This is a genomic window from Shinella sp. H4-D48 (assembly GCF_022637395.1).
GTDB lineage: Bacteria > Pseudomonadota > Alphaproteobacteria > Rhizobiales > Rhizobiaceae > Shinella > Shinella sedimenti.
The window spans coordinates 700,853-713,977 of sequence record NZ_CP093337.1 but is presented as its reverse complement, the minus strand read 5'-3'; the positions used below and the strand labels follow the sequence as shown (position 1 = coordinate 713,977).

The 13,125-nt window shown below is 62.9% G+C and carries 11 protein-coding genes; 8 read left to right on the top strand and 3 right to left on the bottom strand.

Annotated features, from left to right (window positions below):
* Nucleotides 1-101: 101 nt before the first annotated feature.
* From omp10 to MNR02_RS03325, 5 genes are all read left to right on the top strand, one after another.
* Nucleotides 102-473, top strand: a complete 372-nt coding sequence (omp10, locus tag MNR02_RS03345) for an outer membrane lipoprotein Omp10 (RefSeq protein WP_241601996.1) — start codon at nt 102-104, stop codon at nt 471-473.
* 206 nt (nt 474-679) lie between these two features.
* Complete coding sequence (locus MNR02_RS03340; RefSeq protein ID WP_241948078.1) at nt 680-2,545, top strand: 5'-nucleotidase C-terminal domain-containing protein; 1,866 nt, start codon at nt 680-682, stop codon at nt 2,543-2,545.
* A gap of 137 nt (nt 2,546-2,682) precedes the next feature.
* Entirely contained in the window at nt 2,683-3,717 is a 1,035-nt protein-coding gene (gene hemH / locus MNR02_RS03335) for a ferrochelatase (protein WP_241948077.1), read from the top strand.
* Nucleotides 3,718-3,811: 94 nt separating this feature from the next.
* Nucleotides 3,812-4,846 (top strand): SPFH domain-containing protein, encoded by a 1,035-nt coding sequence (locus tag MNR02_RS03330; protein WP_241948076.1) that lies wholly within the window; start codon nt 3,812-3,814, stop codon nt 4,844-4,846.
* Between the two features lie 2 nt (nt 4,847-4,848).
* The gene (locus MNR02_RS03325) at nt 4,849-5,307 is read left to right on the top strand and encodes an NfeD family protein (protein ID WP_241948075.1); all 459 of its coding nucleotides are present in this window, start codon (nt 4,849-4,851) and stop codon (nt 5,305-5,307) included.
* 3 nt (nt 5,308-5,310) lie between these two features.
* Here MNR02_RS03325 and MNR02_RS03320 read toward each other — a convergent pair whose 3' ends face one another.
* Nucleotides 5,311-6,306, bottom strand: a complete 996-nt coding sequence (locus tag MNR02_RS03320) for an SIS domain-containing protein (protein WP_241948074.1) — start codon at nt 6,304-6,306, stop codon at nt 5,311-5,313.
* Between the two features lie 131 nt (nt 6,307-6,437).
* On the opposite strand from MNR02_RS03320, the gene MNR02_RS03315 reads away from it, so the two are divergent.
* Nucleotides 6,438-7,958, top strand: a complete 1,521-nt coding sequence (locus tag MNR02_RS03315; RefSeq protein WP_241948073.1) for an outer membrane beta-barrel protein — start codon at nt 6,438-6,440, stop codon at nt 7,956-7,958.
* A 3-nt stretch (nt 7,959-7,961) separates the two neighbouring features.
* On the opposite strand, the gene galU is transcribed toward MNR02_RS03315, so the two are convergent.
* Nucleotides 7,962-8,849: a UTP--glucose-1-phosphate uridylyltransferase GalU gene (gene galU, locus MNR02_RS03310; protein WP_241601958.1), complete on the bottom strand. Its 888-nt coding sequence runs from the start codon at nt 8,847-8,849 to the stop codon at nt 7,962-7,964.
* Between the two features lie 199 nt (nt 8,850-9,048).
* On the opposite strand from galU, the gene MNR02_RS03305 reads away from it, so the two are divergent.
* Together MNR02_RS03305 and MNR02_RS03300 are read left to right on the top strand one after the other, a co-directional pair.
* On the top strand, nt 9,049-10,269 hold the full coding sequence (locus tag MNR02_RS03305; protein ID WP_241601955.1) for a lytic murein transglycosylase: 1,221 nt from the start codon (nt 9,049-9,051) through the stop codon (nt 10,267-10,269).
* Between the two features lie 122 nt (nt 10,270-10,391).
* Nucleotides 10,392-11,540: a DUF459 domain-containing protein gene (locus MNR02_RS03300; protein WP_241948072.1), complete on the top strand. Its 1,149-nt coding sequence runs from the start codon at nt 10,392-10,394 to the stop codon at nt 11,538-11,540.
* A gap of 99 nt (nt 11,541-11,639) precedes the next feature.
* On the opposite strand, the gene MNR02_RS03295 is transcribed toward MNR02_RS03300, so the two are convergent.
* Entirely contained in the window at nt 11,640-13,097 is a 1,458-nt protein-coding gene (locus tag MNR02_RS03295) for a glutamate synthase subunit beta (RefSeq protein ID WP_241948071.1), read from the bottom strand.
* Nucleotides 13,098-13,125: the final 28 nt, after the last annotated feature.

The following is a 13,125-nucleotide window of genomic DNA, read 5'->3' as shown; positions in this document are numbered from 1 at the left end:
CATCCACCGGGCGGCATGTCTTGCTTTCAAAATCTCTTCGCGGCATGTTCGGGCAAAATGGACGGATGCTTCGCGCCGGCCACGACCTCGGGAGACTTCAGATGAAACCAATCGCTGTCCTGGGCCTGCTTGCGGCAGCAGCAGCACTCGCTTCCTGCCAAACGGAACGTGCACCGCGCGAAATGCCCATGGCCCAGCGCCCGGTTCCGACCGGCGTCGAAGGCGCATGGGTGGATCCGAACGGTATTGTTTCGACCTTTGCGGCCGGCACATTCACGACGCGCACAACCGATACCAACCAGCTCCTGGCATCCGGCACCTACATCAATACATCGCCGACGCTGGTCGAGATCAACATGACCTCGCTCGTGCGTAACACGCAGTCCAAGGTCAATTGTGCGCTGGTCAGCCAGCAGCAGCTGAACTGCACCACCTCCGCCGGTGCGCAGTTCTCGCTCGCACGCCGCGCCTGAAACGGCATTGCCATGTCATGATCAAGGGGCCGAAAGGCCCCTTTTTCGTTGTGCGCCGGTCCGGTAAGGCAGCACGCGTCCTGTTTTTTCTTGAAGTTGCCGCCGACCGATGAAAACATTCACCGGCTGGCTGTCATGTTCGCCGTCTATCTGGGATCGGCCAGCGTTCCGTGCCGACAGGCGCGGCAAACAAGGAGAAGAGGACCATGACGATTTTCCGATCCGGCCTTCTGGCCGCCTCCCTCATCGCACTTTCGAGCGGCTCGGCTTTCGCCGACTACGAGCTGAACATCCTGCACATCAACGATCTGCATTCGCGCATCGAGGCCATCAACAAATACGATTCCACCTGCTCGGCCGAAGAAGAAGGCAAGAACGAATGCTTCGGCGGCATCGCCCGCGTGAAGACGGCCATCGATAACGCGCGCAAGGCGTTGACGGACGCGAAGGCCAACGTGCTGGTGCTGGATGCCGGCGACCAGTTCCAGGGCTCCCTCTTCTACACCACCTACAAGAGCCAGGCGGTCGCCGAGTTCATGAACGGCATCGGCTTCGATGCGATGGCAGTCGGCAACCACGAATTCGACGACGGCCCGGAGGAGCTTGCGAAGTTTCTCGACCAGGTGAAGTTCCCGGTCATCTCCGGCAATACGGTGGCCGGCGCCGAGACGCCCATCGCCAACCGGATAAAGGGCTATGTCGTCAAGGAAATCGGTGGAGAGAAAGTCGCCGTCGTCTCGGTGCTGGCAACAGATACGGGCGAGACGTCATCACCCGGCAAGGGCGTCGTCTTCGAGGACGAGATCACCTATCTCAAGAGCGTCATTCCGACGATAGAAGCCGAGGGCGTCAACAAGATCATCCTCCTGTCCCATGTCGGCTACAAGCGTGACAAGGAGATTGCCGCCGCCGTTGAAGGCATCGATGTGATCGTCGGTGGCCACAGTCACACGCTGCTTTCCAGCACGGACGACAAGGCGGCCGGTCCTTATGCCACACTCGTGAAGAACCCGGCCGGCGTCGAGGTTCCCATCGTGCAGGCCTACGCCTATTCGAAATATCTCGGTGAACTGAAGGTCGTCTTCGACGATGCCGGCAAGGTGACGGCGACGAGCGGGGCGCCTCTCCTGCTTGACGCCGCCGTCACACCGCACACGGGCTTTGCCGCGCGCGTGAAGGAACTGGGCGCGCCGATCGAGGAACTGAAGAAGAAAGAGGTCGCCGAAACGACCGACACCATCGACGGTTCGCGCGAAACCTGCCGCGCGCAGGAATGCACCATGGGCAACCTGGTCGCCGATGCTATCCTCGACCGCGTGAAGGCCCAGGGCATATCCATCGCCATCCAGAATGGCGGCGGCCTGCGTGCGTCGATCGACAAGGGCGTCGTCACCATGGGCGAGGTGCTGACCGTGCTGCCCTTCCAGAACTCGCTTGCGACGTTCCAGCTCAAGGGATCCGACGTGATCCTGGCGCTGGAGAACGGGCTCAGCGAGATCGAGGACGGCGCAGGTCGCTTCCCGCAGGTTTCCGGTCTGAAATACACCTTCGACCGGTCGAAGCCAGCCGGCAGCCGCGTGGTTTCCACTGAGGTGAAGGAAGGCGAGACCTTCGTCCCGCTCGATCCGGAGAAGACCTACGGCGTCGTGTCCAACAACTATATGCGTGCCGGAGGCGACGGCTATTCGGTCTTCGCGACATCAGGGCAGAACGCCTATGACTTCGGCCCGAATCTTGAACTGGTCGTTGCCGATTATCTTGCCGCGCATCGCCCCTACAAGCCCTATACAGACGGCCGCATCGCCGAGGTCACCGCGGCAGCGACGCAACCAGTTGCGAATGAGGCGAAGACCGCCACCGACGAGGCGGCAACGTCGACGCCAGCCGGGAGCGCATCCGGCACCGTCGCCGCCGGGGGCAAACACGTCATCGCGCGGGGCGATACGCTATGGGACATCGCCAAGGCTGCCTATGGCGATAGCACATTGTGGCGCCGCATCGCGGAAGCCAATGGCAATCCGCGCCCGCGCGCCCTGCATATCGGGACGGAACTCTCCATTCCCGGGAAATAAGGACAATTTGTCTCCACATTTTCTGCCGGTCCGGTCTTTTCCGGGCCGGCATTTCTTTTTAGAACCATTCCGAACCGAACGGCCTCCCGCCGCGTAGAAGAACAACGACCGAAACCCCGCACGCACAGGACCGAACCATGCAGGACAGCGCCGCCGCCAAGCCCACCAGTCATCCGCCCGTCAAGCACGGCAAGGTGGGCGTTCTGCTCGTTAATCTGGGCACGCCCGACGGCACCGACTACACGTCCATGCGCCGCTACCTGAAGGAGTTCCTGACGGACAAGCGCGTCATCGAGTGGCCGAAGATTGCCTGGTATCCGATCCTCTTCGGGATCGTGCTCAACACGCGCCCCGGCAAGGTTGGCAAGGCCTACGAGATGATCTGGAACAAGGACAAGAACGAGAGCTACCTGCGCACCTACACGCGCAGCCAGGCCGAACTGATGGCCGCCTCTCTCGCCGAACATTCCAACGTCATCGTCGACTGGGCCATGCGCTACGGCCAGCCCTCCATCGCGTCGCGCATGGAAGCGCTTCAGAAGCAGGGCTGCGAACGGATCCTCCTCTTCCCGCTCTATCCGCAATATGCGGCCGCGACGACGGCGACGGTCAACGACAAGGCCTTCGAGTTCCTGCTCAAGCAGCGCTGGCAGCCGGCGCTGCGCACCGTGCCGCCCTATCACGACGACCCGGTCTATATCGACGCGCTCGCCGTCTCGATCGAAAAGCACCTCGCCACGCTCGACTGGGAGCCGGAGCGCGTACTGACCTCGTTCCACGGCATTCCGCAAAGCTACTTCGACAAGGGCGATCCCTATTACTGCCAGTGCCAGAAGACCGCGCGCCTGCTGCGCGAACGGCTCGGCTGGTCGAAGGAAAAGCTGGTGATCACCTTCCAGTCGCGCTTCGGGCCGGAAGAATGGCTGCAGCCCTACACGGACAAGACCGTCGAGAAACTGGCGCAGGAGGGCATCAAGCGGATCGCCGTGCTCAATCCGGGTTTCGTTTCCGATTGCCTCGAGACCCTGGAGGAGATCGCCGAACAGGCCGCTGAAAGCTTCCTGCACAATGGCGGCGAGAAGTTCGCGCATATTCCCTGTCTCAACGACAGTCCCGAAGGCATGAGCGTGCTGGAAACGGTCGTGCGCCGCGAGCTCTCCGGCTGGGTCTGAGCCCGGATAAATCTTCGCCCTGAGCAAATAGACTGGTATCGCGGCACGTATTGCTTACAGTGCGCCGCGATACATGGCTGTCAGGAGAAGAAGAATGGAATTTGCAGGATTGGATATTGTCGTCATCGCCCTCGTGGTGCTGGTGGTCCTCATCCTCTTCGCCGGGATCAAGACGATCCCGCAGGGTTACCAGTACACGGTGGAGCGTTTCGGCCGCTACACCCGCACCCTGCAGCCCGGCCTCAACCTCATCATCCCCTTCATCGACCGCATCGGCGCAAAGATGAACGTGATGGAGCAGGTGCTGGACATTCCGACCCAAGAGGTCATCACCCGTGACAACGCCAGCGTCTCGGCCGACGGCGTCGCATTCTACCAGATTCTCAATCCGGCCCAGGCGGCCTATCAGGTCGCCAACCTGGAAAACGCCATCCTCAACCTCACCATGACCAACATCCGCTCTGTCATGGGCTCGATGGATCTGGACGAGCTTTTGTCCAATCGCGACGTGATCAACGACAAGCTGCTGCGTGTCGTCGATGAAGCGGCCAACCCCTGGGGCATCAAGATCACCCGCGTCGAGATCAAGGACATCGCGCCGCCGAAGGACCTGGTCGATTCGATGGGCAGGCAGATGAAGGCCGAGCGCGAAAAGCGCGCACAGGTTCTGGAAGCCGAAGGCGCCCGCAATGCGCAGATTCTGCGGGCCGAGGGCGCCAAGCAATCCGCGATCCTCGAGGCCGAAGGCCAGCGCGAAGCCGCCTTCCGCGATGCAGAAGCGCGCGAGCGCCTCGCCGAAGCCGAAGCCAAGGCGACCAAGATGGTGTCTGAGGCGATCGCCGCCGGCGACGTGCAGGCGATCAACTACTTCGTCGCGCAGAAATACACCGAAGCCATGGCCGCAATCGGCAAAGCGCCCAACTCGAAGATCGTGCTTATGCCGATGGAAGCATCGTCGCTCATCGGCTCCCTCGGCGGTATCGGCGCCATTGCCAAGGAAGTGTTCGGCAACGGCAACGCCCCGGCCGGCGGCAACCCCCAGCGTGCGCGCCAGACGACGCCTGCCACAACCACGACCGCCGCCACCTCGTCCTTCCGCAACCCCTTCGACACGCCGCAGGGAAGCTGAACATGATCCAGCGCATCGTCACCGAGCTTGGCCCCTGGGCGTGGTGGGTGCTCGGGATCGTCCTGCTGATCCTCGAAGTGCTGCTGCCCGGCGTCTTCCTCGTCTGGATCGGCATCGCCGCCATCGTAACGGGCGCGGTTTCGCTTCTCCTGTGGGGGGAGGCCTTCTGGGTCTGGCAGGTGCAATGGCTGGTCTTCGCTGTGCTGTCGCTGGTCGCGGCCGTTGTCGGCCGGCGCATCGTCAGCCGCAACGGCTCTGCGAGCGACCAACCCTACCTGAACCAGCGGGGCCAGAGCCTCGTCGGCCGCACCGCGACTCTCGAGCACCCCATCGCCGAAGGGCGCGGCCGGATCCGTCTGGACGATACGATGTGGAGCGTACAGGGACCGGACCTGCCGGTTGGCACACGCGTGCGTGTCACCGCCAGCAACGGCCGCGACCTCACCGTCGAGCCGGCCTGAGCCTCAGGCGACGCCGATCCGCAGAAGATCGTGAAAATGCACGATGCCGACGGGACGGAATGTCTCGTCGGTCACGATCAGCGCCGAGATATTGTGCTGGTTGAGAAGCGCCAGCGCCGATGTCGCGAGCGTCGCCGGCTTCACCGTCTTGGGACTGCGTGTCATGACCTCGTCGACGACGAGTTCGGAGAGGTTGCGCGACAGGTTGCGGGCAATGTCGCCATCGGTGACGATCCCCACGAGCAGGCCCTCGTCATTGACAACGCCAACGCAGCCGTAGCGCTTCTGCGCCAGCATCAGCACCGCATCCGGCATCGAGGTGCCGAGTCCCACCAGCGGGATGTTCTCGCCGCTGTGCATGATATCGCCCACATAGGAAAGGCTCGCGCCCAGCTTGCCGCCGGGGTGGAACGTCTTGAAATCCACAGCCGTAAAGCCACGCGCCTCGAGAAGCGCCACCGCGATCGCGTCGCCCAGCGACAGCTGCATCAGCGTCGATGTGGTGGGTGCAAGCCCGTGCGGGCAGGCTTCCTGTACCTTGGGCAGCAGAAGCACCGTATCGGCCTCGCGTGCCAGCGCCGAGCGCTCACCTGACGTCATGGCGATCAACGGGATCGAGAAGCGGCGCGAATAGGAAACGATGCCCTGAAGTTCTGCCGTCTCCCCGCTCCAGGAGAGCGCCAGAATAACATCGTCGCGGCCGATCATGCCGAGGTCGCCGTGATTGGCTTCGACAGGGTGGACAAAGAAAGAGGGCGTGCCGGTGGAGGCCAGCGTCGCGGCGATCTTCACGCCGATATGGCCGGACTTGCCGATGCCGGTGACGATGACCCGTCCTGCGATGCTGCCGATCAGGCGCACGGCCTCGCAGAACGCATCGTGCAGGTCGCCCTGCAACGCGGTCGAAAGGGCAAGCAGCCCCGCCTTCTCCGTCTCGACGGTCCTCAGCGCAGAGGCAATGGCACCCTCGCCGTCAACGTTTGCCTGTCTCTTGATCATGCGCGCCTCGTTAGCGTTTTTGTCCGAACCTGTCCATGCAGAACGTAGCCGCACCAATAGCGTCCTCGAAACCAAGCGTTAACCATGACGGTTTACGTTCGCTTAGGAATTCGAGAATCGCAGGGCCGATCATGGCAAAGGCACAGCTACAGGCACGCGGGACCCTATGGTCACGCCCGACACGGCGTCTGGCAGCGCTGCTGCTTGCCGGCACCATGCTTGCAGTCGTGCCTGCCATGGCCCAGCAAAAAATGGTCCCCGCTTCAAGCGCCTTCCCGGACCCACTGGCCTCGACCGAAGAGGGAACCGACACTGACGCGACCGCAACGGGCAGCACGTCCGGCACGCCCACGACCACGGGCGCGATAGAGGCGCGCGCCCCCATGTCGGACGAGGATGCGGCGCGACCGGTGGAGACGACGCCCGGCGAAAACGGCGCGTTCCTGCCGGCCGATCGCCGCGCCGAGCGGCTGAACCAGCGCGAGGCCGATCTCGACAATGTGCGCAGCAATTTCGGCAATCCCTACGAGCCGACCGGTATCCGCCTCGGCACTTTCATCCTGAAGCCCTCGCTTTCGCAGGGCATCAACCACGAAAAGACCAAGACAGGTTCCGTCTCCACAAGCCGTTCCTTCTGGCAGACGGGCCTCAAGGGCTCGCTGACCTCCGATTGGTCGCGCCACCAGCTGACGATCGATGCCGAGGGTATTCATCAGCGCAACATCAGCGGCAGCGGCGAAACCGAGCCCAAGGTCAACGTCAATGCCGACCTGCGGCTCGACCTCAGCAACGACACGATTGCCAACCTGACGGCGGGCTACGCGTTCGAGCGCGAAAGCTCCAGCGATCCCAATGCAATCAACGGGGCCACGACCCAGTCCGGCGTGCACAAATTCGCCGCCGGCGCGAGCCTGAAACGCGATTTCGGTCTTATCCGCGGCACGATCAGCGCCGATTTCGACCGCGAGGTCTATGGCGATGCGGCACTTCAGGATGGCAGCAAGCTGGATCTGTCAGATCGCAACTTCTCGGCAGGAACGCTGACCGGCCGCGTCGGCTACGCCCTGTCGCCTGCGCTCATCCCCTATCTCGAAGCCTCCGTCGGACGGTCGCTTTATGATCAGAAGCGGGATTCGCTGGGCTACGAACGCTCCGCCCTCACCCTCGGCGGCCGCGCGGGCGTGGAGGTCGATCTCGGCGAAAAGCTTCGCGGCGATCTCGGCCTGGGCTACAAACGCGCATCGTTCGATGACAGTCGCCTCGCGGCACTCCAGGGCATCGCGCTGGACGGCGCCGTCTTCTGGTCGCCGCAGCGCGGCACCGACCTGCGGCTCGGGCTGCGCACGGAACTGGAGCCTTCCACCGCCCCAGGCCAGAGCGGCTATGTCGAATATACCGCCGATGCCGCCTTGACCCATGACCTGCGGGATAACTTGGTGGCGCGGCTGAGCGGCGCCTATACGTGGCGCGACTTCAAGTCTGCCACGGTCATCCCCAACCAGAGCGTCTACCTCGCCGGGGCAGGCCTGACGTGGAACGTCAATCGCTGGCTGGCGCTCACGGGCGACGTTTCCTACGAACTGACGCGCCAGCGCGGTACGGTCGATACCGGCATCACGCGTGCCGGTATCGGTCTCGTCTTGCGTCGCTGAGCTTTACTTCAGACCCGCGACCAGTTCCTTCAGAGGGCCTTCGACCGAAGGACGGATATCTGCGCGCGCAAGCGCAAAGGCGATATTGGCGAGGATGAAGCCATCCTTCGCACCACAGTCATAAGTCTCGCCGCGGAAATGATAGGCGGCGAACTTCTGATCGGTCGCGAGCTTCACCATAGCGTCGGTCAGCTGGATCTCGTTGCCCGCACCGCGCTCCTGCGTTGACAGGATCGGGAAGATTTCCGGCTGCAGGATGTAGCGGCCATTGATGAAGAAGTTGGACGGCGCGGTACCCTTCGGCGGCTTCTCGACCATCTCGGTGATGGCAAAGCCTTCGCCGATCTTTTCGCCGACGCCGACGATACCGTATTTGTGCGCCTGATCGGGCGCGCATTCCTCGACGGCGATGATGTTGGCGCCGCTATGTTCGAAAAGCTCGACCATGCCCTTCATGCAGCCCTTCTCGGCCTTCATGATCATGTCGGGCAAAAGCAATGCAAAGGGCTCGTTGCCGACCAGCTCGCGTGCGCACCACACTGCGTGGCCAAGGCCAAGCGGCTCCTGCTGGCGCGTGAAGCTCGTGGAGCCAGCAACCGGCAGGATGCTTTCCAGCAGCGTCAGCTCCGCCGTTTTGTTGCGCTGGCGCAGCGTCTGCTCGAGCTCGACCTGGATATCGAAATAATCCTCGATGACGGCCTTGGAGCGACCCGTCACGAAAATGAGGTGCTCGATACCGGCGTCCAGCGCCTCATCCACCACGTATTGGATCACCGGCTTGTCCACCACGGTCAACATCTCCTTCGGAACGGCCTTGGTGGCCGGAAGGAAGCGGGTGCCGAGACCGGCCACCGGGAAGACTGCTTTGCGAACCTTGCGTGTCTGCGACATTTTTCACCTCGTTGAGCCAATTGCCCTCATGGCTAGCCATCACTGTGCCGGAATAGTGTCCAATTGCTATTTTTTTGCAAAGAGAGACGGGGCAAAAGTTTGATGGTAAAGAATTTGTTGACTTCGTTTTTATAAGTTTGCGTCCTCGCCGGTGGTTCCCGGCCACCGAACCGAAATTTGAAAACGGAAACGACAGCTGATGACACAGAATCTCAAAACCGTTCTGCGCCGATCCGCGCTCACCCTCCTCCTCTCGGCCGGCCTCTTTGCCCAGACCGCGGTTGCGCATGCGGACGCGCGCTTCCAGAAGTGGATCGCCGATTTCTATCAGACGGCGGCAGAGGCAGGCATCAGCAAATCGACCTACCAGCAGGCTTTCGCCGGCATCAAGACGCCCGACCCGGATGTGCTCCAGAAGGCCGCTTACCAGCCGGAATTCAAGCACCAGATCTGGGATTACCTCGATTCCCGCGTCAATCCCTACACCGTGCGCATCGGCCGTGAAATGGCGAAGAAGCACGCCCGCACGCTCGCGGCCGTCGAGCGCCATTTCGGCGTGGACCGCAATATCCTGCTCGCCATCTGGTCGATGGAATCGAACTACGGCGCGGTGCTGGCAAAGGACGACCGTCTGCACTACGTGCCGCGCGCGCTCGCCACACTCGCCTATGCCGACAAGAAGCGGGCGAAATATGCGCGCACGCAGCTGATCGCCGCCCTCAAGATCATCCAGCGCGGTGACATTGCCGCGCGCGACATGACTGGCTCCTGGGCCGGCGCGATGGGCCACACGCAGTTCATCCCGACGAGCTACATGCTCTATGCGGTGGATGCCGACGGCAACGGCCATCGTGACATCTGGAACTCCATTCCCGACGCACTCGCAACCGCAGCCAACCTGCTGGCCAAGAACGGCTGGCAATCGGGCAAGACCTGGGGCTACGAGATCGTGGTGCCCTCGGGCGGCGGCAAATATTCCGGCCAGACCAAGACGCTCGCGCAATGGGCGAAGCTCGGGTTCACGCGTCCGGGTGGCAGCGGTTTCAAGAACGGTTCGGACCGTGCGGAGCTGAAGATGCCGGCCAATGGCGGGCCGGGCTTCCTGATGACCAAGAACTTCTTCGTCATCAAGCGCTACAACGCCTCGGATTCCTACGCGATGGGCGTCGGCATGCTCGCCGACCAGATCGCCGGCTACGGCGGCGTCAAGCAGCGCTGGCCGCGGCCGGACGGCACGCTCGACATCACCGAGAAATTCGAACTCCAGACGCGCCTGAAGGAGCTCGGCTACTACGACGGCGAGGTCGACGGCAATTTCGGTTCGGGCTCGAAAGCCGCCATCCAGGCCTTCCAGAACCGCATGGGACTGCCCGCCGATGGCGAGCCGAGCCAGAAGCTCCTGCGCGCACTCCAGCGTTGAAAATAGCGGCAATCCGGCATGAGGGCGCTTCGGCGCCCTTTTTGCTTTCCCTCGCCCCTGGCATTTGCCATCATGCCGCCATCGACCGTCCGCAGAATGCGTAGAAATCGCGGAGCCCTGCAATGAGCATGACGATCCGGATCATCCGCCTCGGGCTTGCCCTCGCCGTCTCCGCTAGCCTCGCAGCCCCCATGGCGACGCCGGCCGGCGCGCAGGAGCGCGTCGAGCGCAGATCGATCCTCGAATTTCTCTTCGGCAAAAAGAAGCCCAGGGAAGTCGCACCCAAACCGACCATTCGCAAACCTCGCGCCGCCGTCAGGAAAAAGCGCCCGGCAACGGCAGTGGCGAAGAGCCCCGAACCGGCGCCGGTGGAAAAGCTGGCGGACGCGAAAGTTGTGCTCGTCGTCGGCGATTTTATTGCCGGCAGCCTCGGTGACGGCTTGATCGAGGCCTTCAAGACCACGCCCGGCATTATTGTCGATAAGCGCACGAACGGCTCTTCCGGCCTCGTGCGCGACGATTACTACGACTGGCCGGCCTCGTTGCCCGGCCTGATCGCGGAGACGAAGCCGGCGCTTGTCGTGATCAGCCTGGGCGCGAATGACCGGCAGCAGATGACGATTGCAGGCGAAAAGGAGAAGTTCCGCTCCGAAGCCTGGACGAAGGAATATGAAACCAGGGTCGAGCGTATTGCCGCAATCGCCCATGAGGGCAACAAGCCGATGCTCTGGATGGGCATGCCCGCCTTCCAGTCCTCGGCGCTCACCGCAGACATGACGACACTCAACGGTATCTACCGCGCCAGCGCCGAAAAGACCGGCGGAACCTTTGTCGATATCTGGGACGGCTTCGTCGACGAGGGCGGCAAGTTCGTGACGTCGGGCTCCGACATCAACGGCCAGCAAGTGCGCCTGCGCGGCTCCGACGGCATCAACTTTACGCCGGCCGGCAAGCGAAAGCTCGCCTTCTACGTGGAAAAGGAAATCCGCCGTATCCTCGGCGATGCGGCGGCCGACGGCCCGAGCCTGCAGAACGACCTGAAGGACCTGATCGTCGCCACTCCGCCGGTCGAGGATGCCGAAATCACCAAGACCCAGCCGATCAGCCTCTCCGACCCCTCGCTCGACGGTGGCACCGCCCTTCTGGGCGCCGCCGCCATCAAGGGCAATGGCAAGAGCCTGAGGGACAAGCTCGTCGAAAAGGGCGAAACCGCCGATGCCCCGCTCGGCCGCGTGGATGATTTTCGCCTCAACAAGAGCGCGACGCCCTGAGCCACGGAATGGTCGGGCCAAGACGGGTCACGGCCGTGCCAGGGTCACTGGATCACTCGGACGAGAGCGCGCCGTTTTTCGGCGCGCGCTCCCTGTGCCTTAACGCGGCAGCGTGGTCACACCCATCAAGGCCTCGTCGATCGCGCGCGCAGCCTGACGGCCTTCGCGGATCGCCCAGACAACGAGGGACTGGCCACGGCGCACGTCACCGGCCGTCCAGAGCTTGTCGACCGAAGTCTTGTAGTCGCGGTCATCGGCGATGACGTTCGACGAGCCGCGCTTGTCGGTGTTGATCGCAAGCTTGTCCCCGAGATCCTTCAGCACGCTGTCGGTTGCGGGACCGCGGAAACCGATGGCGATGAAGGCGAGATCGGCCTTGATGATAAACTCCGTACCGGCGATCGGCCTGCGGCGCTCATCCACCTGGCAGCACTTCACGCCCGTCAGCACACCGTCCTCGTCACCGACGAATTCGAGCGTTCCGACCTGGAACTCGCGCACCGCGCCTTCGGCCTGCGAGGAGGAGGTACGCATCTTTGTCGCCCAGAACGGCCAGACAGCAAGCTTGTCTTCCTTTTCAGGCGGCTGCGGGCGGATGTCGAGCTGGGTAACCTTGACGGCCCCCTGGCGGAACGCCGTGCCCACGCAGTCCGATGCGGTGTCGCCGCCGCCGACGACGACGACATGCTTGCCGCCAGCCAGAATGGGCTCGGACGGCCAGCCGACGCTATCGATGTTTTCCCGACCGACGCGGCGGTTTTGCTGCACGAGATAGGGCATGGCATCGTGCACACCGGCGAACTCGACACCGGGAATACCCGCATCGCGCGGGGTCTCGGAGCCGCCGCAATAGAGCACGGCATCGTGCTCGGCAAACATCTCGTCCATCGGCTTGTCGGCGCCGACATTGACGCCGTAGTGGAACGTCACGCCCTCGCCGCGCATCTGGTCGACGCGGCGGTCGATGAAGTTCTTCTCCATCTTGAAGTCCGGAATACCGTATCGCAGCAGGCCGCCGGCCTTGGATTCGCGCTCGTAGAGATGGACCTCGTGGCCGGCGCGGGCGAGCTGCTGGGCAGCGGCCATACCGGCAGGACCGGAACCGATGACGGCGACCTTCTTGCCCGTCTTCACCGTCGCCGGCTGCGGCACGATATAGCCCATCTCATAGGCCTTGTCGGCAATCGCCTGCTCGACGGTCTTGATCGAGACCGGAGTATCCTCGAGGTTCAGCGTGCAGGCCTCCTCGCAGGGTGCGGGGCAGACGCGGCCGGTGAATTCCGGAAAGTTGTTGGTCGAATGCAGGTTGCGGATCGCCTCTTCCCAGTTGCCGTTATAAACGAGGTCGTTCCAGTCGGGGATCTGGTTGTGCACCGGACACCCGGTCGGACCGTGGCAATAGGGAATGCCGCAATCCATGCAGCGCGCAGCCTGCTTCTGCACCTCGGCATCCGACATCGGGATGGTGAATTCGCGGAAATGGCGGATGCGGTCGGAGGCCGGCTGATACTTCGCCACCTGCCGATCGATTTCCATGAAACCAGTTACCTTGCCCACTTCAGTAATCCTTGCTCAAAGACGGGCG

Bases quoted from the DNA above. Each gene is read 5' to 3' on its own strand.
- MNR02_RS03325 (WP_241948075.1), top strand. From the start codon at position 4,849: ATGATCCAGCGCATCGTCACCGAGCTTGGCCCCTGGGCGTGGTGGGTG.
- MNR02_RS03330 (WP_241948076.1), top strand. From the start codon at position 3,812: ATGGAATTTGCAGGATTGGATATTGTCGTCATCGCCCTCGTGGTGCTG.
- MNR02_RS03340 (WP_241948078.1), top strand. From the start codon at position 680: ATGACGATTTTCCGATCCGGCCTTCTGGCCGCCTCCCTCATCGCACTT.
- MNR02_RS03315 (WP_241948073.1), top strand. From the start codon at position 6,438: ATGGCAAAGGCACAGCTACAGGCACGCGGGACCCTATGGTCACGCCCG.
- omp10 (WP_241601996.1), top strand. From the start codon at position 102: ATGAAACCAATCGCTGTCCTGGGCCTGCTTGCGGCAGCAGCAGCACTC.
- MNR02_RS03300 (WP_241948072.1), top strand. From the start codon at position 10,392: ATGAGCATGACGATCCGGATCATCCGCCTCGGGCTTGCCCTCGCCGTC.
- hemH (WP_241948077.1), top strand. From the start codon at position 2,683: ATGCAGGACAGCGCCGCCGCCAAGCCCACCAGTCATCCGCCCGTCAAG.
- galU (WP_241601958.1), bottom strand. From the start codon at position 8,849: ATGTCGCAGACACGCAAGGTTCGCAAAGCAGTCTTCCCGGTGGCCGGT.
- MNR02_RS03320 (WP_241948074.1), bottom strand. From the start codon at position 6,306: ATGATCAAGAGACAGGCAAACGTTGACGGCGAGGGTGCCATTGCCTCT.
- MNR02_RS03305 (WP_241601955.1), top strand. From the start codon at position 9,049: ATGACACAGAATCTCAAAACCGTTCTGCGCCGATCCGCGCTCACCCTC.